This window comes from Lysobacter sp. ESA13C (genome assembly GCF_019970005.1).
Classification (GTDB): domain Bacteria; phylum Pseudomonadota; class Gammaproteobacteria; order Xanthomonadales; family Xanthomonadaceae; genus Lysobacter; species Lysobacter antibioticus_B.
The window spans coordinates 114,709-137,930 of sequence record NZ_JAHXYK010000009.1 but is presented as its reverse complement, the minus strand read 5'-3'; the positions used below and the strand labels follow the sequence as shown (position 1 = coordinate 137,930).

The 23,222-nt window shown below is 67.3% G+C and carries 15 protein-coding genes and 2 pseudogenes; 10 read left to right on the top strand and 7 right to left on the bottom strand.

Annotated elements, in window-relative coordinates; translation table 11 throughout:
* Positions 1-2: 2 nt before the first annotated feature.
* The 6 genes and pseudogenes from LC490_RS18020 to LC490_RS17995 form a co-directional block, all read left to right on the top strand.
* A pseudogene (locus LC490_RS18020) lies at positions 3-581 on the top strand (glutathione peroxidase); the annotation flags it as partial.
* Between the two features lie 314 nt (positions 582-895).
* Entirely contained in the window at positions 896-1,840 is a 945-nt protein-coding gene (locus LC490_RS18015) for an FKBP-type peptidyl-prolyl cis-trans isomerase (protein WP_031372973.1), read from the top strand.
* Positions 1,841-1,962: 122 nt separating this feature from the next.
* Positions 1,963-2,802, top strand: coding sequence for an FKBP-type peptidyl-prolyl cis-trans isomerase (locus tag LC490_RS18010; RefSeq protein ID WP_223621082.1), 840 nt, complete (start codon positions 1,963-1,965; stop codon positions 2,800-2,802).
* 82 nt (positions 2,803-2,884) lie between these two features.
* Positions 2,885-4,231: a UDP-glucose/GDP-mannose dehydrogenase family protein gene (locus LC490_RS18005; protein ID WP_031372971.1), complete on the top strand. Its 1,347-nt coding sequence runs from the start codon at positions 2,885-2,887 to the stop codon at positions 4,229-4,231.
* A 27-nt stretch (positions 4,232-4,258) separates the two neighbouring features.
* Positions 4,259-4,492 (top strand): SlyX family protein, encoded by a 234-nt coding sequence (locus tag LC490_RS18000; RefSeq protein ID WP_031372970.1) that lies wholly within the window; start codon positions 4,259-4,261, stop codon positions 4,490-4,492.
* A gap of 9 nt (positions 4,493-4,501) precedes the next feature.
* Positions 4,502-5,275 carry a DUF2058 family protein gene (locus tag LC490_RS17995; protein WP_223621081.1) on the top strand — a complete coding sequence of 258 codons (774 nt, stop codon included), beginning with the start codon at positions 4,502-4,504 and terminating at the stop codon, positions 5,273-5,275.
* A gap of 1,110 nt (positions 5,276-6,385) precedes the next feature.
* On the opposite strand, the gene LC490_RS17990 is transcribed toward LC490_RS17995, so the two are convergent.
* The 5 genes and pseudogenes from LC490_RS17990 to LC490_RS17970 all read right to left on the bottom strand — a co-directional run.
* On the bottom strand, positions 6,386-7,249 hold the full coding sequence (locus tag LC490_RS17990) for an alpha/beta hydrolase (protein WP_223621080.1): 864 nt from the start codon (positions 7,247-7,249) through the stop codon (positions 6,386-6,388).
* A gap of 242 nt (positions 7,250-7,491) precedes the next feature.
* Positions 7,492-8,232, bottom strand: a complete 741-nt coding sequence (locus LC490_RS17985) for a hypothetical protein (RefSeq protein WP_031372360.1) — start codon at positions 8,230-8,232, stop codon at positions 7,492-7,494.
* A 59-nt stretch (positions 8,233-8,291) separates the two neighbouring features.
* Positions 8,292-10,994 (bottom strand): methionine synthase, encoded by a 2,703-nt coding sequence (gene metH / locus LC490_RS17980; protein ID WP_223621079.1) that lies wholly within the window; start codon positions 10,992-10,994, stop codon positions 8,292-8,294.
* 129 nt (positions 10,995-11,123) lie between these two features.
* Positions 11,124-12,236, bottom strand: a complete 1,113-nt coding sequence (locus tag LC490_RS17975) for a homocysteine S-methyltransferase family protein (RefSeq protein WP_223621078.1) — start codon at positions 12,234-12,236, stop codon at positions 11,124-11,126.
* Positions 12,237-12,285: 49 nt separating this feature from the next.
* Positions 12,286-13,212 (bottom strand): annotated as a pseudogene (locus LC490_RS17970) (metalloregulator ArsR/SmtB family transcription factor); the annotation flags it as partial.
* Positions 13,213-13,617: 405 nt separating this feature from the next.
* On the opposite strand from LC490_RS17970, the gene LC490_RS17965 reads away from it, so the two are divergent.
* The 4 genes from LC490_RS17965 (at position 13,618) to LC490_RS17950 (ending at position 21,192) form a co-directional block, all read left to right on the top strand.
* The gene (locus tag LC490_RS17965) at positions 13,618-14,778 is read left to right on the top strand and encodes an acyl-CoA dehydrogenase family protein (protein WP_223621077.1); all 1,161 of its coding nucleotides are present in this window, start codon (positions 13,618-13,620) and stop codon (positions 14,776-14,778) included.
* A gap of 11 nt (positions 14,779-14,789) precedes the next feature.
* Positions 14,790-14,972, top strand: a complete 183-nt coding sequence (locus LC490_RS17960; protein WP_152566253.1) for a hypothetical protein — start codon at positions 14,790-14,792, stop codon at positions 14,970-14,972.
* Between the two features lie 305 nt (positions 14,973-15,277).
* Positions 15,278-20,137 (top strand): NAD-glutamate dehydrogenase domain-containing protein, encoded by a 4,860-nt coding sequence (locus tag LC490_RS17955; protein WP_343223024.1) that lies wholly within the window; start codon positions 15,278-15,280, stop codon positions 20,135-20,137.
* 281 nt (positions 20,138-20,418) lie between these two features.
* Positions 20,419-21,192 (top strand): NAD kinase, encoded by a 774-nt coding sequence (locus tag LC490_RS17950; RefSeq protein ID WP_223621075.1) that lies wholly within the window; start codon positions 20,419-20,421, stop codon positions 21,190-21,192.
* 6 nt (positions 21,193-21,198) lie between these two features.
* Here the strand turns inward: LC490_RS17950 and LC490_RS17945 are convergent, their stop codons facing one another.
* Together LC490_RS17945 and LC490_RS17940 are read right to left on the bottom strand one after the other, a co-directional pair.
* On the bottom strand, positions 21,199-21,642 hold the full coding sequence (locus tag LC490_RS17945; protein ID WP_223621074.1) for an NUDIX domain-containing protein: 444 nt from the start codon (positions 21,640-21,642) through the stop codon (positions 21,199-21,201).
* Positions 21,643-21,767: 125 nt separating this feature from the next.
* Entirely contained in the window at positions 21,768-23,138 is a 1,371-nt protein-coding gene (locus LC490_RS17940) for an amino acid permease (protein WP_223621133.1), read from the bottom strand.
* Positions 23,139-23,222 lie beyond the last annotated feature (84 nt).

The window sequence follows — 23,222 nt, the reverse complement described above, 5'->3', positions numbered from 1 at the left end:
CGATGACTTCTTCGCTCCCCCGTTCAGGCCTGGCGCGTTGCGCCGGCCCCGTCGCCCTGCTGTCCCTGGTGCTGGCCGCCGGCGCGGCCGTCGCCGCCGGTGGGTCCATGCTCGATCGCAGCTTCCGCCCGCTGGCCGGCAAGACCGCGGTCAACCTCGGCGCCCGCTACGGCGGCGACGTGGTGCTGGTGGTCAACACCGCCAGCAAGTGCGGCTACACCCCGCAATTCGAGGCCCTGGAAGGCCTGCAGGCCAAGTACAAAGGCAAGGGCTTCGCCGTGCTCGGTTTCCCCTCGGGCGACTTCAAGGCCCAGGAGTTCGAGGACGAAAAGCAGATCCAGGAGTTCTGCACACTGACCTACGGGGTCAAGTTCCCGATGTTCGAGAAGGTGCACGTGATCGGCGAACAGGCGACGCCGCTCTACAAGGACTTGGCCAAGGCCGCCGGCGAAGCGCCGAAGTGGAACTTCCACAAGTATCTGCTCGGCCGCGACGGCCGCCTGATCGCCAGCTACGGCAGCAAGACCACGCCGGACGATCCGGCCGTGGTCGCCGCGATCGAGCGTGCCCTGACGGCGCCGCGGCCTAAGGCCGCGAAAGCGCCGGCTACCGCCACCGCGCCGGGGCCCAAGGCCGCGAAAGCGCCCACCGTCACCGCGCCGCAGCCGGCAGCCGCACGCTGATCCTCCAGGCCAGGCATCGGCAGCGCTCGGGCGCTGCGCGCGCGGATCTGCGCAGGCGATCCGGTTTCCTGCGCTCGCGAGCCGAGGCGGGATGGAACTTCCGGGCTTGTCCGCCGTCACACTGGAACATTGCCGCCGTAGCGCCGGCCCGCGACAATGACGGGCTTGCGCCGGACTGCGGCGTATCGATTCGCAAAAAGGAGCGGGACCCGATGAAGGCTTTCGTGCGCGGCGCGGCCGTGTTGATCACCACTGCGGCGCTGTTCAGCGGCGTCGCCTCTGCCCAGGACAAGACCGTGCTCGCCAACGACCGTGAAAAGATCAGCTATGCCATTGGCCTGGATGTGGCCAGTTCGCTCAAGCCGGTCGGTCCCGATCTCGACACCGCCGCCTTCGAGCGTGCGGTCAAGAACGTCTTCGACGGCGGTAAGCCGCTGATCACCCAGGAAGAAGCCCGCACCGTCGACCAGGCCCTGCGCGCGCGCATCGCCTCGCGCGACGGCAAGCCGGTTCCGGGCGCCGCCCCGGGCGCACCGCCGCCGTCGGTGGCCAAGGACAAGGTCGGTCTGTTGATCGGCACCTTCATGGTCGGCCCGTCGCTGCAGCAGATCAAATCCGAAATCGAACTGCCGCTGCTGGTGCAGGCGCTGCGCACCTCGCTGAGCGGCGGCAAGCCGCTGCTCGCCGAAGCCGAGGCCCGCACCGTGCTGACCGGTTTCAGCGAACGCCTGCAGGCCAAGATGAAGGCCGAAGCGGCCGCGGCCGGCGACGCCAACCTGAAGAAGGGCAAGGACTTCCTCGAGACCAACAAGAAGGTCAAGGGCGTGTTCGTGACCGGCTCGGGCCTGCAGTACATGGTGCTGCGCCAGGGTTCCGGCGAGCGTCCCAAGCCGACCGACAAGGTCAGCGTGAACTACAAGGGCACCTTGCTCGACGGCAGCACCTTCGACAGCTCCTACGATCGCGGCCAGCCGGCCGAGTTCCCGGTCAACGGCGTGATCCAGGGCTGGCAGGAAGGCCTGGCGATGATGCCGGTCGGCAGCAAGTTCAAGTTCTGGATCCCGGCCGAACTGGCCTATGGCCCGTCGGGCGCGCCGCCGAAGATCGGCCCGAATGCGACCCTCGAGTTTGAAGTCGAGTTGCTCGACATTCTCTGATCGTTCGTCGCCCAGACTCGTTGCGTTCAGCCGCCGGCTGGCAGTTTGTCCAGCCGGCGGCCAGGTTCCCACCCTCGTTTTCGGTTATTTCCTCCTCAGGAGTGCATTTGATGAAGCCTTTCATGCGTAACACCGCCCTCGCGTTCGCCGTGGCCTCGATGGCGCTGTTCGCGTCCGGCTGCAACCAGGCCGGCAAGCCGGCCGACGGCAAGGCCGCCGACGCCAAGCCCGGCGACAAGGCCGATGCCAAGAGCGACGTCAAGGCGCTCGGCGGCATGAAGACCGAGAAGGAACAGGAAAGCTATCTGATCGGCATGGACATGGGCCGCTCGCTCGAGCTGCTCAAGGACGATCTCGACCTGGCCGTGCTGCAGAAGGCCATGCAGGCCAACATGAAGGGCGACAAGCCGCTGCTGAGCGACGAGGAAGCGCGCCAGGTCCGCGAGCGCCTGCAGGAAAAGGTCCGCACCAAGCAGATCGAGAAAATGGTCGCGATGGCCAAGAAGAACCAGGAAGACGGCGACAAGTTCCTCGCCGCCAACGGCAAGAAGCCGGGCGTGGTGACCACCGCGTCGGGCCTGCAGTACCAGATGGTGACCGAAGGCAAGGGCGCCAAGCCCAAGAGCAGCGACACCGTGCGCGTGCACTACAAGGGCACGATGCTCGACGGCAAGACCTTCGACAGCTCCTACGATCGCAAGGAACCGGCGGTGTTCCCGCTCGGCGCGGTGGTCCCGGGCTGGCAGGAAGGCATCGCGCTGATGCCGGTCGGCAGCAAGTTCAAGCTGTGGATCCCGAGCAAGCTCGGCTACGGCGAGCAGGGCACCCCGGGCGGCCCGATCGGCCCGAACGCGACCCTGGTGTTCGATGTCGAACTGCTCGACATCGTCAAGCCTGGCGCGGGCGGTCCTGCCGGCGGCCCGGAATCGGCCGCGATGGGCGGCACGCACCCGCAGCACTGAGTCTTGCGCCGCTCCGTGCCCGCGCGTGCGGGCACGGAGTCCGGCCGCAGGGCCGGGCAATACCTTCGATAGAGAACACCCCATGCGCGTCACCATCTTCGGCACCGGCTACGTGGGTCTGGTCACCGGAACCTGCCTGGCCGATGTCGGTCACGACGTGGTCTGCGTCGATATCGACCAGGCCAAGATCGAAGGCCTCGAGCGCGGGGTGATCCCGATCTACGAGCCCGGCCTGGAGCCGATGGTCAAGGCCAACCACGCCGCCGGCCGTCTCCACTTCACCACCGACGCCGCCGGCGCGATCGCCCATGGCGACCTGATCTTCATCGCCGTCGGCACGCCGCCCGACGAGGACGGCAGCGCCGACCTCAAGTACGTGCTCGCCGTGGCGACGACGATCGGCCGCCATATCGAGCGCCAGGTGGTCGTGGTCAACAAGTCGACCGTGCCGGTCGGCACCGCCGACAAGGTTCAGGCGACGATCGCCCGCGAACTGCAGGCGCGCGGCGTCGACGTCGCCTTCGACGTGGCCTCCAACCCCGAATTCCTCAAGGAAGGCGATGCGGTCAACGACTGCATGCGTCCCGACCGCATCGTGATCGGCGCCTCCAGCCCGGTCGCGCTGGAAAAACTCAAGCGCCTGTACGCGCCGTTCAATCGCAATCACGAACGCATCGTCTACATGGACCTGCGCTCGGCCGAACTGACCAAGTACGCCGCCAATGCGATGCTGGCGACCAAGATCAGTTTCATGAACGAAATCGCCAACATCGCCGAGAAAGTCGGCGCCGACATCGAGATGGTCCGCCAGGGCATCGGTTCTGACCCGCGCATCGGCTGGCACTTCATCTACCCCGGTGCCGGCTACGGCGGGTCGTGCTTTCCGAAGGACGTGCAGGCGCTGGCCCGCACCGCCCAGCAGCACGGCTACCAGGCGCGCCTGCTCGACGCGGTGGAAGCGGTCAACGACAGCCAGAAGGGCCATTTGTTCGAGCTGATCCAGCGCCACTACGGCGGCAACATCGCCGGCAAGACCTTCGCGGTCTGGGGTCTGGCGTTCAAGCCGAACACCGACGACATGCGCGAGGCCTCGAGCCGCACGCTGCTGAACCAGTTGTGGGACGCCGGCGCGCGCGTGCGCGCCTACGATCCGGAAGCCAACGAAGAAGCCGAGCGCATCTTCGGCGAGCGCGAGGACCTGGCGCTGTGCGATTCGGCGCGCGCCGCGTTGGCCGATGCCGACGCCCTGGTCGTGGTGACCGAGTGGAAGCAGTTCCGCAGTCCGGATTTCGTGCGCGTGCGCCAGGCCTTGGCCGACGGTGTGATCTTCGACGGGCGCAACCTGTACCATCCCGACGAGGTCGAGGCGGCCGACCTGGCCTATTACGGCATCGGGCGCGGGCGCTCGATCCTGATCGACGGCGATTGAGCCGTCGGCACGCATGGATTACCGCCTGTGACTTCCGAACTCGAGCAACGCCTGATCGATCTGGAAACGCGCGTAGCGTTCCAGGAGCATGCGCTCAATGAACTCAGCGACGCACTCGCCGCGGCACGCAGCGAGGAAGCGCGCAATTCGCTGCTCATGTACCGCGCGCTCGATGAAATCAAGCAATTGCGCAGTGCCATGGCGGCCACGCCGCTCACCGGCGGCGACGCCGCCGGCGAACCACCCCCGCCGCATTACTGATACCGGATCATGAGCGACACTCTTCGCGATCAACTGCTGGGCCTGGGCTTCAAGCCGGCTCCCAAACCCGAACGTCCGGAACGCTCCGAACGCAGCGGCGACCCCAAGCGCGGCGGCAAGCCCGGCGAGCGTTCCGGCGCCGCGCGTCACGATGCGCGCAAACCCGGCGAGCGCGGTGCACGACCGCACGGCGAGCGGCCCGGCGCCGGTAAGCCCGGTGCCGACAAACCCGGCTCCGAGCGCCCCAGCGCCAACCGGCCGCAGGGCCAGCGTCCCGGCGCCGGCAAGCCCGGCCAGGGCCGTCCTGGCGCCAATCAGGGCTCGGGCCGACCGGGGCAGGGCAAGCCGCGTACGCGCGAAGACATCGATCTGGCCAAGGCCTATGCGATCCGCGCGCAGCGCGAGAAAGACGAACGCATCGCTGCCGAGCAGGCCAAGCAGGAAGAGGCGCGCCTGCGCCGCGAAGCCCGCGCCAAGCTCGCCGAAGCGCTCAAGGACCAGGCGCTCAATGCGCCCGATGCCGAGATCGCCCGTCACTTCCCGTACGGCGGCAAGATCAAGCGCGTCTACGTCACCGAAGCGCAGCTCAAGCAGCTCAACGCCGGCGAACTCGGTGTGGTCCAGCTCGAGGGTCGCTATGTGCTGGTGACCGCGGCGATGCTGGAGCAGGCCGAGGCGATCTTCGCGCCGGCGGTCGCGCTGAAGGTCGATCCGAATGCGCCGGCCGAGGACGATCCTTACGCCGATCCGTTGTATCAGGTGCCGGACGACCTGGTCTGGTGATCGTGGGCGGCGCTTTTCGCGCCGCCGATGCTCTCGGTCTTGCTTCGTCGCTTTCCTGCAGGCGCGGCTTTCGGTGGATTGCTGTAGGAGCGACGTGAGTCGCGACCGCGGAACGCGCAGAGTCCGCAATGCCTTCGTCGTCGATCGAATCGGTGATTCGTCGCCGGGGTAGGAGCGGCGCGAGCCGCGACCGCGTTGTTTCGGTCTCGCGTCGCATCGCTCAAGCAAGATCAATATCTAGATCAAACGCCAAAAGCTTCCGCCACTAAAGCGGCGGGTTACTTTCTTTTGTCTAAAGCAACAAAAGAAAGGTAACCAAAGAAGTTGCTTTTCTTTGAATCACAGGCCCGCACGAGCGATGCCAACGCAGGGATTTTTCATACGGGACATCCTTGTCCCGATGAAAAACGGCGCGCATCCCTGCGCGCCGCGCTCCGGGTCTTCGATTGCCTTCGCTAGTACGAATCGGCGCACGGCAACAGCAAAAGCTTTCTGGCCACGGCCACGGCGCGTAGCGGCTTGAGGGGTAGGGGCGGCGTCCTACTGGATTTCCTTCGGTCACAAGCCGCGACCGCGAATCTACGGCGGCCGGCGCGGGTATTCGTAGCTGCGCGGTCGCGGCTTGCGCCGCTCCTACCCTGAGAGCACAGCAACCGTTCCCGTTGCTGTTGCTGTGGAGAGCTTGGCGCAGTACCGAGCTCACGAGAACACCTGGAGACCCGGAGGGCGGCGCACAGGACGTGCGCCGTTTCTCGATAAGACAGGGATGTCTTATCGAAAAATCCCGGCGCCAGCTTCGAACTCGTGGCCTGTGCCTTTGCAAGGAGAGCCCTTTTCTTTGGTTACCTTTGACCGAAGGGAATCCAGACGGACTTTTGGGCTTGGCAAAAGAAAGTGACCCGCCGCCTTAGTGGCGGAAGCTCTTATCGTTTGATCTTGCTTGAAGATGCGTCGCGAGACCGATGGAGCGCGGTCGCGGCTCGCGCCGCTCCTACCCTCGCGACAGGGGGCGGTTTCGATAGAGCGCATCGGCGTTGTTGCCTCTGCGCGTCCAGCGGTCGCGGCCGCGCCGCTATTGCCCGGAAGGCGACAGCAGGCCGCAGCGCAAACTCAGCCGTTGACGGCAGCAGCCCAAGTCGCCGGCTCCTCGTCGGCAACGGTCGGCTTCATCCCCTCGATCATCGCCGCGATCGCCTGCGCGGTGTCCAGCGGCCGTTCCATCGGGAACAGGTGGCCGCCCTCGATCCAGCGCCAGCGTTCGCCGACCAGCCTCTGGGTCGGTGCGGAACCGGCGTTGCGCAATTCGCGCGAACGCGTGCCGGCAAGAAAGCCGACCGGCACGCGCACCGACGGCGCCAGGCCGCTGAGCGCGGTGGTCGGCAGGGTGTGATAGATCCGGTACTCGATCTCGCGCTCGAACGCGAGTTCGCGGCTGCCGTCGGCAGCCGCGCGGGTGCCGTGTTCGACGTAATCGTCGAGCACGCGCTCGTCCCAGCAGGCGAACGCGGGCTTGGCCAGGAAGTGCTCGCGTACCGCGGTGCGGTCGGGCCAGAGCCGGCGGCGCTGCAAGGTGGCGCGCATCGGCATCAGCAGATTGTCCAGGCCGGTGCGGCGGCCGATCGAGACCAGGCGCGCGCGCCAGCCGGCGATCAAGGGCGAATCCAGCATGACCACGCCGGCGACGCGCCCGGCCAACGCCGAGTCGGCCAGCCGATGCGCCGCGAGCAGGCTCAGATAGCCGCCGAGCGAGTGCCCGACCAGCCAGATCCGGCGCGCATTGCCGGCCGCGGTCTCTGCGCGCGCAATGAGTTCATCGACCAGATGCGGCCAGTCGGGGGTCACCGGATAACGCGGGTCGTGGCCGATGCGCTCGGGCCGGACCACGTGGAAACGCTCGGCCAGGGCAGTGAGCATCACCCGGTAGACCGGGGCCGGGAACCCGTTGGCGTGGGAGAACAGCAGCAGGTCGTGCATGGCGATCCGTGGGCGGGTCGGTGCGCCGGTCGCGCCGAGACGGCGCGGCCGGGCCAGGATGGCGTCACCATACCATTGCGTATTGAGGTGCGATAGCGGTGCCGGTCGCGTTTGCGACCCCGTATCGGATCGGCCGCCCAGCCAAAGAAATCCGGCGGCACGACCGCATTCCGCGATGTTCGGCGAAGCGCCTGCGCCATGGGTACCGGCGTTGCCATGCGGCACGCCTGCTCGCGGACGCCTCAGTCCGAATCGAGTGCGCTGCTCAGCCAGTGTTTCGACTTGTGGCCCAGCTCGCGGATCGTCGATACGCCCAGGTCGCGGATGATCCGATGGGTGCGGTGCGGCAGCGGCGATTCGTCGATATCGTGCGGGGCGATGTTCTTGCCGGGCACGCCGGGCAGGAATTCGATGCCGGCGGCGTGGTAGCAATGTTGGACCAGCGCCGAGCAGTACAGCGCGCCTTCCTTGGCCAGCAGATTGCTGCGCCGGCGCAGGCGACGGCTGTGCATCGCCATCAGGGTGCCGACCAGTTCGCTGATCGAATAGCTCGACAGGCCCGACAGCAGGTCGAGGCCGGCGACCTGGATCTTGTGCACCTGTTCCGGGCTCAAGTCGAAATCGAGGATGGCGATGTTCGGAAACGCGTCGGCGTCGTAGTAACGGTCGACGCGGTTCTCCTGCACGCCCAGGCGGATCTGCTTGTAGCGCAGGTCGAGGTCGGACTCGATCACCCACCATTGCCCGTCGATGCGGCGTTCGCTGAAGACGAAGGCGTGCGACCACAGGCTGCGATGACCGTCTTCGGTCAAGGGCGATTGCGCCTTGCGGATCAGTTTGTTGATCCAGTCGCGCCCGCCGCACAGGCCGATGCGGCCCGGAGCCGCATGTTTCTCGATGAAGGCGGCGTTGCCGAGCGCATCGCCGCCGCGGTCGGCCGCCGCGTCGATGCCGTAACCGCCGGGTATCAGGATTTCGCTCATCCGTGCACGCTCGTGTTGACCAGTCCCTGGAGGGGGCGGCTGTGCGCCGCCCGTCCGTGTTACTCGGGATCGTAATCCAGATTCGAGGCCAACCAGCGTTCGGCCTGCGCCAGGGTCGCGCCCTTGCGGCGGGCGTAGTCCTCGACCTGTTCCTTGGAGACCCGGCCGACCACGAAGTACTGGCTGTCGGGGTGGCTGAAGTACAGGCCCGAGACCGCCGCGGTCGGATACATGGCGAAGCTCTCGGTCAGCTCCAGGGTGGTGTGGCGGGTCGCGTCGAGCATGCGGAACAGGGTGCCCTTCTCGCTGTGCTCTGGGCAGGCCGGATAGCCGGGGGCTGGGCGGATGCCGCGGTAGCCTTCGTCGATCAGGGCCTCGTTGTCGAGCGTCTCGTCGGCGGCGTAACCCCAGAACTCCTTGCGTACGCGCTGGTGCATACGCTCGGCCAAGGCCTCGGCGAAGCGGTCGGCGAGGGCCTTGAGCATGATCGCGTTGTAGTCGTCGTGATCGGCCTCGAAGCGGGCGACGTGCGGCTCGATGCCGATGCCCGAAGTCACCGCGAAGCCGCCGATCCAGTCCTGCCGGCCGGAGTCCTTCGGCGCGACGAAATCGGCCAGGCACAGGTCGGGCCGGTCGACCGGCTTGTCGACCTGCTGGCGCAGGAAGTGCAGGCGCACGGTCTCGCTCTTGCCTTCGCCGGGAACCTGCACCTCGACGTCGTCGCCGACCGAGTTCGCCGGCCACAGGCCGAACACCGCTTTGGCCTGCACCCACTTCTCGGCGACCATCTGCTTGAGCATGGCGCGCGCGTCGCGGTAGAGCTCGCTGGCCTGGGTACCGACGATTTCGTCGGTCAGGATCGCCGGATAGCGCCCGGCCAGTTCCCAGGTGTTGAAGAACGGGGTCCAGTCGATGTACTCGATCAGCTCGTCGAGCGGGTAGTCGTCGAACACGTGCAGGCCCGGTTGCAGCGGCGCCGGCGGTTCGTACTCGCTCCAGTTGCCGTTGAAGCGCTGGCCGCGGGCCTTCTCAAGCGAGACCAGGCGCTTGCCGTCGCCGCGGTTGCGGTGGCGCTCGCGGATCTCGGCGTAGTCGGAGGCGTTGGCGGCGACGAAGGGCTCGCGCAGTTCGATCGAGATCAACGACTGCGCCACGCCGACCGCGCGCGAGGCGTCCTTGACCCAGATCGTCGGCGACTTGTAATGCGGGTCGATCTTGAGCGCGGTGTGCGCGCGCGAGGTGGTCGCGCCGCCGATCAACAGCGGCATGGTGAAGCCCTGGCGCTGCATTTCGCGGGCGACGTGGCTCATTTCCTCGAGCGAGGGCGTGATCAGGCCGGACAGGCCGATCAGGTCGGCGTTCTCGGCCTTGGCGCGATCGAGGATGGTCTGCGCCGGCACCATCACGCCGAGGTCGACCACGTCGAAGTTGTTGCAGGCCAGGACCACGCCGACGATGTTCTTGCCGATGTCGTGGACGTCGCCCTTGACCGTGGCCATGACGATCTTGCCGTTGGATTTGCCGGCGTCGCCGGTGCGCAACTTCTCGGCTTCGATGTAGGGCAGCAGATAGGCCACGGCCTTCTTCATCACCCGCGCCGACTTCACCACTTGCGGCAGGAACATCTTGCCGGCGCCGAACAGGTCGCCGACCACGTTCATGCCGGCCATCAGCGGGCCTTCGATCACGTCGAGCGGACGCGTGGACTCGGCGCGCGCGGCTTCGGCGTCCTCTTCGATCCACTGGTCGATGCCGTGCACCAGCGAGTGGCTGAGGCGGTCGCGCACCGGCTTGTCGCGCCAGGCCAGGTCCTCGACCTTCTTCTCGCCTTTCTTGCCCTTGTAGCGCTCGGCCAGGGTCAGCAGGCGTTCGGTGCTGTCGTCGCGACGGTTCAGCACCACGTCCTCGACCGCTTCGCGCAACTCGTTGTCGAGGTCGTCGTAGAGCGGCAGGCCGCCGGCATTGACGATGCCCATGTCCATGCCGGCCTTGATGGCGTGGTACAGGAACACGGTGTGGATGGCCTGGCGCACCGCCTCGTTGCCGCGGAACGAGAACGAGACGTTGGAGACGCCGCCGGAGATGTGGCTATAGGGGAAACGGCGCTTGAGCTCGCGCGTGGCCTCGATGAAATCGACGGCGTAGTTGTTGTGTTCCTCGATGCCGGTCGCGACCGCGAACACGTTCGGGTCGAAGATGATGTCCTCGGGCGGGAAGCCGATGCGCTCGGTCAGCAGCTTGTAGGCGCGCGAGCAGATCTCGACCTTGCGATCGATGGTGTCGGCCTGGCCGACCTCGTCGAAGGCCATCACCACCACCGCGGCGCCGTAGCGGCGGACCAGGCGGGCTTGGCGCAGGAACTCGGCTTCGCCTTCCTTCATCGAGATGGAGTTGACGATGCCCTTGCCCTGCAGGCATTTCAGCCCGGCCTCGATGACCGTCCACTTGGAGCTGTCGACCATCACCGGGATGCGGGCGATGTCCGGCTCGGCCGCGATCAGGTTGAGGTAGGTGACCATGGCCTGCTCGGAATCGAGCAAGCCTTCGTCCATGTTGACGTCGAGCACCTGCGCGCCGTTCTCGACCTGATGGCGCGCGACCACCACGGCCTCGTCGTAGCGGGCTTCGGTGATCAGCTTGCGGAACTGCGCGCTGCCGGTGACGTTGGTGCGTTCGCCGACGTTGACGAAATTGCTTTCGGGCGTGATCTGCAGCGGTTCGAGGCCGCTGAGGCGGGTCTGGCGGGGGAGGGCGGCAGTCATACGGTGGCTGGTGCCTGGGAAGGGGGCTGGTGAGAGGAGTGAGGAACTAGGAACGAGTAAGGAGTGAGCAACGAGGAACGAGTGGGGTGGCTTTACTCACTCCTCACTTCTATGCACTCACTTCTCGCTTCAAGCCGCGTTTTCCAACTGCAGCGGACGCCGCGGCTCGACGCCCTCGACCACCGCGGCGATCGCGGCGATGTGCGCAGGGGTCGTGCCGCAGCAGCCGCCGACCAGGTTGAGCAGGCCGGCGCGGGCGAACTCGCCGAGCACCGCGGCCATGTCCTCGGGGGTTTCGTCGTAACCGCCGAAGGCATTCGGCAGGCCGGCGTTCGGGTGGGTGCTGACGTGGGAGTCGGCGATCTGCGCCAGCACGTCGATGTGCACGCGCAGGTCCTTGGCGCCGAGCGCGCAGTTCAGCCCGATCGCGGTCGGCTGGACGTGGCGCACCGAGTACCAGAAGGCCTCGGCGGTCTGGCCCGAGAGGGTGCGGCCGGAGGCGTCGGTGATGGTGCCGGAGATCATGATCGGCAGGCGCGCGCCGCGCGCGTCGAAGGCTTCCTCGACCGCGAACAGCGCGGCCTTGGCGTTGAGCGTGTCGAAGATGGTCTCGACCATGATCACGTCGGCGCCGCCGTCGATCAGGCCGTCGGTGGCTTCGCGGTAGGCGATGCGCAATTCGTCGAAGGTGATCGCGCGGTAGCCGGGCTGGTTCACGTCCGGGCTCAGCGAGGCGGTACGGCTGGTCGGGCCGAGCACGCCGATGACGTAGCGCGGCTTGGAAGGGTCGCGCGCTTCGGCCTCGTCGCAGGCCTGGCGGGCCAGGCGCGCGCCTTCCTCGTTGAGCTCGCGCGCCAGGTGCTCCAGGCCGTAGTCGGCCAGCGAGATCGTGGTCGAGTTGAAGGTGTTGGTCTCGATCAGGTCGGCGCCGGCGGCGAGGTATTCGGCGTGGATGCCGCCGATGATGTCGGGCCGGGTCAGGGTCAGCAGGTCGTTGTTGCCGCGCTGGTCGCGCGAGCAGCCGCAGCTCTCGCCGTGGACGTGTTCGGTCTCGCCGTCGTGGCCGCCCGCGTACAGCCGGTCGTAGCCTTCGGCGAAGCGCTCGCCGCGATAGTCGGCTTCCTGCAACTCGTGCTGCTGGATCATCGTGCCCATCGCGCCGTCCATGATCAGGATGCGTTCGTCCAGGCCGCGCAGCAGCGTGCGCGCACGTTCGGGGTTGAGCCAGGGCAGGGTTTCCATCGGTAGGGCCTCGTTATTTCTTCGCCGGCTTGCGGGCCGGCTCGGCAGCGGGTTTACGCGCCATCAGGGCGATGACTTCGAAATGCGGCGGGCGCCGTTCGCGGGTCACGGTTTCGCAGCTGACGATGTCGAAGCCGGCCTTGGCGGCGAACTTCTGCAGATCCTTCTCGGCGAAACCCAGGTTGACGTGGCCGAAGGCTTCGACCGCGCCGCGGTGTTCGTGGCTGGCCAGGCTGGTCAGCAGCAGGCGGCCGCCGGGGCGCAGCACGCGCGCGGCTTCGGCCACGGCCTGGGCCGGGTGCTCGGCATAGGTCAGCGCGTGCATCAGCACGACCAGGTCGAAGCTGTCGGCCTCGAACGGCAGCGCGTGCATATCGCCTTCGCGCACCTCGACGTTGCGCAGCTTGCGCAGGCGCTCGGAGGCGGCGGCGACGACCTTGGTGCTGGCGTCCAGGCAGACGTAGCGGTTGGAGTGCGGCGCCAGCAGTTCGGCCAGCACGCCGTCGCCGGAGGCGATGTCGAGCACGTCGCCGGGTTGCAGCAGCGGCACGGCCGAGCGCGCCAGGGCTTCCCAGGTGCGGCCCGGGGAGTAGTGGCGCTCCATGTCGCCGGCGACCGAGTCGGCCCAGTTCTGGTCGGAGGCGCGCATCGCGAGCACCGCGGCCACGCGCTCGGCGTCCTGGCGCAGCAAAGGGTCGTCGCTGCCGGTGCTGAGGGTCTGCCACAGCGCGCGCTGGGCCTGGTCGAGCGCAGCCTCGTCGAAACGGTAATAAGCCGACACGCCGGCGCGTCGGTCGCGCACCAGCCCGGCTTCCTTGAGCTTGGACAAATGGGTCGACACGCGCGGCTGGGCCAGGCGGGTGATCGCCGACAGCTCGGCCACGGTCAGCTCCTCGCCTTCGAGCAGAGCGAGCAGACGCACGCGGGTGGCGTCGGCGAACACCTTCAAGCGGGACGACCAGCCTTCGAGATCCATGGGGCAACCTTGGGAATAGGGAATCGGGATTGGGGAATAGGGAATCGAAGGTGGGCAACGGGACAGTCACTAGGACGATTCCCGATTCTCCATTCTCGATTCCCGTGTTCCATCAACGTATCGCGATATAGCGATAAGTGTGTTCCCGGAGGGCTTGCAGGTCAAGTCGGGGCCTGCCCGGCCGTGGCCGCGCAGACGCCTCGCGGCGCAAACACAGGCGCATGGGCGGGGCAGGCGCATGGGTGGGGTTATTCGGCGCGCGCGGCTACAATTCGCATTCGCGGCCATCGACAAGGCCGCGGACCAGGACGCAGAACCATCGCGCCGGTCGGGGATCGACGACGGCGGCGCCTACGGGCTGCCGCGCGCCCCGGCCGCAGTGCTCAAACCAGCAGAGGTGCCGACGTGGATTTTGGCTTTACCGAAGAGCAGTTGATGATCCAGGACGTGGCGCGCCGTATCGCCCAGGAAAAGATTGCTCCCAGCGCCGAGCACCACGACCAGACCGGCGAGTTCCCGCTCGAGAACATCCGCACCCTCGGCGAGAACGGCCTGATGGGCATCGAAGTGCCGGCCGAATACGGCGGCGCGGGCATGGACCCGATCTCCTACGTGCTGGCCATGGTCGAGATCGCCGCCGGCGACGCCGCCCATTCGACCATCGTGTCGGTCAACAATTCGCTGTTCTGCAACGGCATTCTCAAGTTCGGCACCGAGGCGCAGAAGCAGCTGTACGTGCGCGCGATCGCCGAGGGCCGCGAGATCGGCGCCTTCGCCCTGACCGAGCCGCAGTCGGGCTCGGACGCCACAGCGATGCGCTGCAAGGCGGTCAAGCAGGCCGACGGCAGCTTCGTCATCAACGGCAAGAAGAGCTGGATCACCTCCGGCCCGGTCGCCAGGTACATCGTGCTGTTCGCGATGACCGACCCGGACAAGGGCGCGCGCGGCATCACCGCGTTCATGATCGACACCTCCAAGCCGGGCTTTCACCGCGGCAAGACCGAGCCCAAGCTCGGCATCCGCGCTTCGGCCACCTGCGAGATCGAGTTCGAGGACTACGTCGCCGCGCCGGACGACGTGCTCGGCGAAGAAGGCCACGGTTTCAAGATCGCCATGGGCGTGCTCGACGCCGGCCGCATCGGCATCGCCAGCCAGGCCATCGGCATCGCCCGCGCCGCCTACGAGGCCACCCTGACCTACGTGCGCGAGCGCAAGGCCTTCGGTCAGCCGATCGGCGCCTTCCAGATGACCCAGGCCAAGATCGCCGACATGAAGTGCAAGCTCGACGCGGCCCTGCTGCTGACCTTGCGCGCGGCCTGGAAAAAGGCCGAGACCGACAAGCACGGCGGCCGTTTCAGCAACGAGGCCGCCATCGCCAAGCTCACCGCATCGGAAGCGGCGATGTGGATCGCCCACCAGGCCGTGCAGATCCACGGCGGCATGGGCTATTCCAAGGAAATGCCGTTGGAGCGTTATTTCCGCGACGCCAAGATCACCGAGATCTACGAAGGCACCAGCGAGATCCAGCGCCTGGTCATCGCCCGCAACGAAACCGGTCTGCGCTGAAGCGACAGACGATGAAACGTTTCGGCTCGTCACGGCCCACCGCCTGTCCTGAGGACGGCGGCATGGGTTCGCGCGCTTCGAACGATGCCGCCGTACCCGGTCCGCGCCCGATGGCGCGCGGCCGCGTGGGCGCGTCGCTCGATTACGGCGCCGCGTCCATTGCCGCCCTGCAAGCCTCCAACCGCAAGCACTAACCTTTCTCTTGGCCCGCGCGAAAGCGTGGGCCTCATACCATCCGGACCTCAGAGTTCCCATGAGCAACAAACCCAAAGCCGCGTCCAAGCAGGATCCCGCCAAACCAGCCTCGGCCAAGAAAGCGGGCAAGCCCGCCGCCAAGACCGTCGCCGCGAAGCCTGCCGCAAGCAAGCCTGCTACGACTAAGCCCGCTGCCGCGAAGAGCGCCACGGCCAAGTCGGTCGCCGCCAAGCCCGCCGCCAAGAGCGTTGCGCAGGTCGAGGCGCAGAGCGCCAGCGTCTCGCTGGAGCCGATCGTCGCCGCGATGCGCAAGCGCCTGCCGAAGGCGCGCCACGCGGAGGCCGAGGCGTTCGCCAAGGCGTTCTACAAGCGCATGAGCCTGGACGAGCTGCCGCAGCACCAGGCCGACGGCTGGGCCGCGCTGGCGACCGACTTCCTCGACTACGCGCGCGACCGCAAGCCGGGTTCGGCGCTGGTGCGCCTGTTCAACCCGACCCTGAAGACGCACGGCTGGGAATCGGCGCACACCGTGCTGCAGATCGCCAACGACGACATGCCGTTCCTGGTCGATTCGGTGACCATGGCGCTGGCCGACCAGGGCATCGGCGTGCACGTGCTCGGCCATCCGGTGGTGACCTTCCTGCGCGACAAGGCCGGCAAGCTGGTCTCGGTCGGGCAGGGCGTGCCCGAGTCGTTGATGCACCTGGAAATCGACCGCCTGACCAATGAGTCGATGGCCGCGGTCAAGAAGGCGCTGGAAACCGTGCTCGCCGACGTGCGCGCGATCGTCCGCGACTGGTCGCAGATGCGCGACAAGATGAATGAGGTCGCCGACGGCATGATCGGCGAGCGCATGCCGGTCAACGAAGACGGCAAGCGCGAGGCGCAGGCCTTCCTGCACTGGGCCGCCGAGAATCACTTCACCTTCCTCGGTTACCGCGAGTACGAGGTGATCAAGCACGACGGCCAGGACGTGCTCAGCGCCATCAAGGGCAGCGGCCTGGGCCTGCTGCGCGGCAAGGACGCCGGCAAGCCGCGTCCGCTGACCTCGCTGGCCGCGCACTACATCCCGCAGTCGGGTTCGGTCGATGCGCTGATCCTGACCAAGACCAATGCGCGCTCGACCGTGCATCGTCCGGGCTACATGGACTACATCGGCGTGCTGAGCTTCGACGCCCAGGGCCGTCCGGTCGCCGAGAAGCGCTTCCTCGGCCTGTATACCTCCAGCGCCTACAACCGCCGCCCATGGGACATCCCGCTGGTGCGTCAGCGCCATGCCTATGTGATGGAGCAGTCGGGCCTGGCCCCGGACAGCCACAGCGGCAAGGCCCTGCGCCACGTCCTGGAAACCCTGCCGCGCGACGAGCTGTTCCAGTCGAGCGAAGAGGAACTGTTCAAGACCACCTCGGGCATCCTCGGCCTGCAGGAGCGCGTGCGCAGCAAGATGTTCCTGCGCCGCGACCGCTACGGCCGCTTCTTCTCGGGCCTGGTCTACATCCCGCGCGACCGCTTCAACACCGACGTGCGCCTGCGCGTGGAGGCGATGCTCAAGCGCCGCCTGCACGGCGAATACATCGACACCACCGTGCACATCGGCGAATCGCCGCTGGCGCAGATGCACGTGATCGTGCGGCCGAAGTCGGGCGAAGCGATCCAGATCGACCACGTCGCGATCGAAGCCGAACTGACCGAAATCGTGCGTAACCGCCAGGACGAACTGCGCGACGCGCTGGTTCAGCGCCACGGCGAGCAGCAGGGCCTGGCCCTGGCCAACCGCTACGGCCGCGCCTTGCCGGCGGGCTATATCGAAGAAGTCTCGGCCGGCGTCGCCGCGCAGGACATCGCCCACCTGGCCGCGCTGACCGGTCCGGACGATCTGCGCCTGAGCCTGTGCCGCACCCGCCAGGGCGAGGGCGGCCTGCGCTTCAAGTTCTACCGCCAGCTCGACGACATTCCGCTGTCGGACGCGCTGCCGATGATGGAGAACATGGGCCTGCGGGTGATCTCCGAGCACCCCTACCGCCTGCGCGTCGACGAGCAGCCGGTCTACATCCAGGACTTCGAGGTCGAGACCGCCAACAACGATATCGACATCGACAGCCTCGACGAGAACTTCGAGGACGCGTTCGCGCAGATCTGGCGCGGCAACGCCGAGAACGACGGCTTCAACCGCCTGATCCTCACCGCCAACCTGTCCTGGCGCCAGGTCGCGATGCTGCGCGCCTACTGCAAGTACCTGCTGCAGGTCGGCGTGCCGTTCTCGCAGAGCTACGTCGAGGAAACCTTCTCGCGTTATCCGCTGCTCGCGCGCCTGCTGGTGGAATTGTTCGAGGCCCGCTTCGATCCCTGCACCGGCAAGGAGAGCAAGGCCGAGATCAAGGCCGGCCAGGACCTGCTGGTCCAGCAGTTGCAGGCCCTGTCGGGCGGCGACGCCGCGGTCATGGCCGCGGTCAAGCCGGTCATCGACGCGCGCAACGGCAAGCGCGACGAGCAGGCCAAGGCCACGGTCGATGCGATCAAGGCGCTGCTCGACCGCGTTTCCAGCCTCGACGAAGACCGCATCCTGCGCAGCTTCATCGGCGTGATCAACGCGACCCTGCGCACCAGCTACTACCAGCGCGCCGCCGACGGCGCCGATCGCGGCTACGTCAGCTACAAGTTCGATTCGGCGCAGGTGCCGGACCTGCCCAAGCCGCGCCCGTACCGCGAAATCTTCGTCTACGGCCCGCGCGTGGAAGGCGTGCATCTGCGTTTCGGCCCGGTCGCCCGCGGCGGCCTGCGCTGGTCGGATCGTCGCGAAGACTTCCGCACCGAAGTGCTGGGCCTGGTCAAGGCGCAGATGGTCAAGAACACCGTGATCGTGCCGGTCGGTTCGAAGGGCGGCTTCTTCGCCAAGCGTCCGCCGGCCGGCGGCGACCGCGACGCCGTGCTCGCCGAAGGCATCGCCTGCTACAAGATGTTCATCAACGGCCTGCTCGACATCACCGACAACATCGTCGACGGCAAGATCGTCGCGCCGCGCGACGTGGTGCGTCACGATCAGGACGATCCGTATCTGGTGGTCGCCGCCGACAAGGGCACCGCGACCTTCTCCGACATCGCCAACGGCATCGCCGCCGAGCACAAATTCTGGCTCGACGACGCCTTCGCCTCGGGCGGTTCGGTCGGTTACGACCACAAGGGCATGGGCATCACCGCCAAGGGCGCGTGGGAGTCGGTCAAGCGCCACTTCCGGGCGATGGGCCGCGACAGCCAGACCCAGGATTTCACCGCGGTCGGCATCGGCGACATGTCCGGCGACGTGTTCGGCAACGGCATGCTGCTGTCCGAGCACATCCGCCTGATCGCCGCGTTCGACCACCGCCACATCTTCCTCGACCCGAACCCGGACGCGGCGAAGACGTTCAAGGAACGCGAGCGCATGTTCAAGCTGCCGCGCTCGAGCTGGGACGACTACGACAAGAAGCTGATCGGCAAGGGCGGCGGCGTGTACCCGCGTTCGGCCAAGTCGATCCCGCTGTCGCCGGAGATCAAGACCGCGCTCGGCATCGACGCCGGCATCGCCGCGATGAGCCCGGTCGAGCTGATGAGCGCGATCCTGAAGTCGCCCGTCGATCTGCTGTGGAACGGCGGCATCGGCACCTACGTCAAGTTCAGCGGCGAGACCAACAGCGACGTCGGCGACCGCGCCAACAACGGTCTGCGCGTCGACGGCCGCGACCTGCGCTGCAAGGTGGTGGGCGAGGGCGGCAACCTCGGCCTGACCCAGCTCGGCCGTATCGAAGCGGCTCAGCACGGCGTGCTGCTCAATACCGACTTCATCGACAACTCGGCCGGCGTGGACACCTCGGACCACGAGGTCAACATCAAGATCCTGCTCAACGGCCAGGTGCAGGCGAAGAAGCTGACCCTGCCGGACCGCAACAAGCTGCTCGCCTCGATGACCGACGAGGTCGCCGAGTTGGTGCTCAACGACAACTACCGCCAGAACCAGGCGATCAGCCTGATGGAGCGGATGAGCCAGACCCGCCTGGGCTCCAAGCAGCACTTCATCCGCACCCTCGAAGCGCAGGGCCTGCTCGATCGCCAGATCGAGTTTCTGCCGTCGGACGCCGAGATCTCCGAGCGCAAGGCGCGCGGCCAGGGCCTGACCCGTCCGGAACTGTCGGTGCTGCTGTCGTACTCCAAGCTGGTCGCGTTCCAGCAGATGCTCGACTCGGACGTGCCGGAAGACCCGTACCTGTCGAAGGAACTGGTGCGTTACTTCCCGCAGCCGCTGCAGACCAAGTACGCCAAGGCGATGGAGAACCACCGCCTGAAGCGCGAGATCATCGCCACCGCGGTGACCAACTCGACCATCAACCGGATGGGCGCGACCTTCCTGCTGCGCATGCAGGAAGACAGCGGCCGCACCCCGGGCGAGGTCGCCAAGGCCTTCACCATCACCCGCGAGACCCTCGACGCGCGCGATTTGTGGGCGCAGATCGACGCGCTCGACGGCAAGGTCGCCGAGTCGACCCAGATCGACGCCTTGCAGGTGATCTGGAACCTGCAGCGTTCGTTCACCCGTTGGCTGCTGTCGCGTCCGGGTACGATCCCCGACATCACCACCGCGGTCGAGCGCTACCACGACGGCTTCAAGAACATCCGCGCCGGCCACGGCATCCTCGGCGACGGCCAGCGTCCGGCGCACGATGCCGCGTTCGCCGACTGGAAGGCCAAGGGCGTGCCGGAAGCGCTGGCCGCCCAACTGGCGGCGCTGCCGTACCTGGAGCCGAGCTGCGACATCATCGAACTGGCGCGCGAGCGCAAGCTCAAGCCGGTCGAGGTGGCCAAGGTCCACTTCCGCCTCGGCGAAGCGCTGCGCCTGCCGTGGTTGCAGGAACAGATCGACGCCTTGACCGTCGACGGTCGCTGGCACGCGGTCGCACGCGGCGTGCTGCGCGAAGAGCTGGGCGCGCAGCAGCGCATCCTGGTCGGCCAGGTGCTGTCGATGCCGGGCGCCAACGCCGATGCCAAGATCGCCCATTGGCTCGGCCGCGACGACGTCTCGCTGCGTTTCACCCTGGCCATGCTCAACGAGCTGGCCGCGCAGAAGTCGCTGGACTATCCGACCGCGTCGGTCGCGGTGCAGCGTTTGTCGCAGTTGGCCGCGCGCGGTTGATCGAGCGTTGACCTAAGCGCCGATGACGATTGGCACTAAGCCCCTCTCCCGCCCGGGAGAGGGGCTTTTTTGTGCGCTCTGTCATATCGCCGCAGCGCTCCGCTTTGGAGCAGGAGCGGCGCGAGCCGCGACCGCGTTCTTGCGTCTTGCCACGTCACTGCGATGTAGCGGCTCGCGCCGCTCCTACCCTCGAAGCGGCTCCTTGGCGGACCGTCGCGACCGGCGTGCAGAATCCGCAACGCCCTCCGGGTTATGCTGACGGCATCCTTCCGGAGCCGCCGATGACCGCGACGCAACGCATCGCCTTCCTCGCCAGTCACACCGACGAGGCCCAGCGGGCGCTCGCCGATCTCATCGCACGCCATGGCCAGCACGAGCCGGATGCGGCCGATGTCCTGGTCGCGCTCGGCGGCGACGGCTTCATGCTGCAGACCCTGCATCGCCACGGCGGCCTCGGTAAACCGGTGTACGGGATGAAGCTCGGCACCGTCGGTTTCCTGATGAACCAGCACAACGGCGAGGACCTGTTCGCACGCCTGGAGGCGGCCGAGCCGGCGGTGCTGCGTCCGCTGGAAATGGTCGCCCAGACCGAGTCCGGCGCGACCTTCGGTTCGCTGGCCTATAACGAGGTGTCGTTGCTGCGCCAGACCCGCCAGGCCGCGCACATCCGCATCGACCTCAACGGCCAGACCCGGCTCGACGAGCTGATCTGCGACGGCGTGCTGGTCGCGACCGCGGCCGGCAGCACGGCCTATAACTTCTCCGCCCACGGCCCGATCCTGCCCCTGGGGTCGGCGGTGATCGCGCTGACCCCGATCGCGGCGTTCCGGCCGCGGCGCTGGCGCGGCGCCTTGCTCAAGGCCGACACCGAGATCCGCTTCCGCGTGCTCGACCCCTACAAGCGTCCGGTCAGCGCCACCGCCGATTCGCATGAGGTGCGCGACGTTGTCGAAGTGATGATCCGCGAGTCGCGCGACCGCACCGTCACTTTGCTGTTCGATCCCGAGCACAACCTCGAAGAGCGCATGCTGATCGAGCAGTTCACCAGCGGCTGAGCGGGCTCAGCCCAGCCGCAGCAGAACCTCGCGCAGGCGCGGATCGGCCAGCTCGGGCAGGGCCGCCGCTTGCGCCGCTTCGAACCACCGCAGGCCTTGATGCTCGTCGCCTCGCGCCTCGGGTTCGCCGTCCCAGTCCTCGACGCGGTAGATGCGCAGTACCAGGCCGTCGCAGGCGAATTCGGCGACCACGCTGGTCGCCGCCGCGGGGTGCTGGTCGGGCGTAGCGAGCACGGGCCTAGCGAGCACGGGCGGGCCGATGCCGGCTTCTTCCTGCAGCTCCCGCCACAGGGCTTGTTCGGGCGTCTCGCCGACCTCGACGTGGCCGCCGAGCATGTCCCAGCAATTTGGTGCCAGCCGCTTGTGCGCGGCGCGCAGGCCCAACAGCACGCGGCCTTGGCGCCACAGCAAGGCGCCGACCAGGTCGATGCCGTGTTCGCCTGCGCTCATCGTTTGCGGCGCTCCTTCCTGTTGCGCTGCTCCAGCAGGCGAGCGATCGTCGAACCTGCTCGAAACCGCTTTAAGTTATGGATAAATAATTTTAAATATCAGTTATTTAAATAATATAATTAACGTTAATTATCACTGGCGGTTTTGCTGCGCATCCGGCGTGCGACTTCGCTGGCCGCGGCGATGAGCAAGGTCAGGGCGATCGTCGACAGCAATTGCAGACGCGGGCCTTCGATCGACAGCGCCAACACGAACACCAGGCCGAGGATCGCCAGGCCGGCCCAGGTCACGTAGGGGAAGGCCCACATCTTGAACGGCAGCACCGTGCCGGCGCGGTCGGCGCGGCGGCGCAGGATCAGCTGCGAGACCAGCGACAGCGCCCACACCAGCAAACAGGTCGAGCCGACCACGTTCAACAGCGCCGGCAGCACCTTGTCGGGATACAGCAGCTCCAGCGCGGTGGCGACGAAGCCGAAGGCCACGCTGGCCAGCACCGCCACGGTCGGCACGCGGCTGCGGCTCAGGTGGGCGAGCGCGCGCGGCGCTTCGCCGCGTTCGGCCAGCGAATAGATCATGCGCGAGGCGCCGTAGAGATTGGCGTTGAGCGCCGACAGCAGGGCGACCACCGCGACCAGGGTGATCGCGGTCGCCGCGCCGGGGATGCGCGCGACTTCCAGCACCGCGGCGAACGGCGAATTCAACGACTCGCTGGTCCACGGCACCACCGCGATGATCACCGCGAGCGAGCCGATGTAGAACACCAGGATGCGCCAGGCCACGGTGCGGATGGCGTGGGTGATGCTGCGCTCCGGGTCCTGGGTTTCGGCCGCGGCGACCGCGACGATCTCGGTGCCGCCGAAGGCGAATACCACCACCAGCAAGGCCGCGCCGACGCCGGCCCAACCCTTCGGTGCGAAGCCGCCGTGATCGAAGAAATTCGACAGCCCCGGCGAGGGCACGTTGGGCAACAGACCGCAGACCAGCAGCACGCCGATGGCGATGAAGGCGAGGATCGCGGCGACCTTGAGGATCGCGAACCAGAACTCGAATTCGCCGAAGTTGCGCACCCCGAGCAGGTTGACGCCGGTGAACACCGACATGAACACCAGCGACATCAAGGCCACCGGCAATTGCGGCCAGACCGTGGCGAGCAGGCCGGCGGCGCCGACCGATTCGGCCGCGATCACGATCACTAACTGCGCCCACCACAGCCAGCCGAGGGTGGCGCCGGCGGTCGGCCCCATGGCGTCGGCGGCATACACCGAAAACGCGCCGCTGGTCGGCCGCGCCGCGGCCATTTCGCCGAGCGCGCGCATGACGATGATGACCAACGCGCCGGCGATCAGATACGACAGCAACACCGCCGGCCCGGCGCTGCGGATGCCGACCCCCGAACCGAGGAACAGGCCGGCGCCGATCGCGCTGCCCAGGCCCATCATCACCAACTGGCGCGACTTCAAGGCGTGGCCGAGCTGGGACGCGGCGGCGCCGTTCATGAGCGTGGCGGTGCGGGCAGGGACTTCGGTTGGGGACATGTCGGGCGTCCGGACGATGAGGCGGTGCGGAACGATACCTTGTCG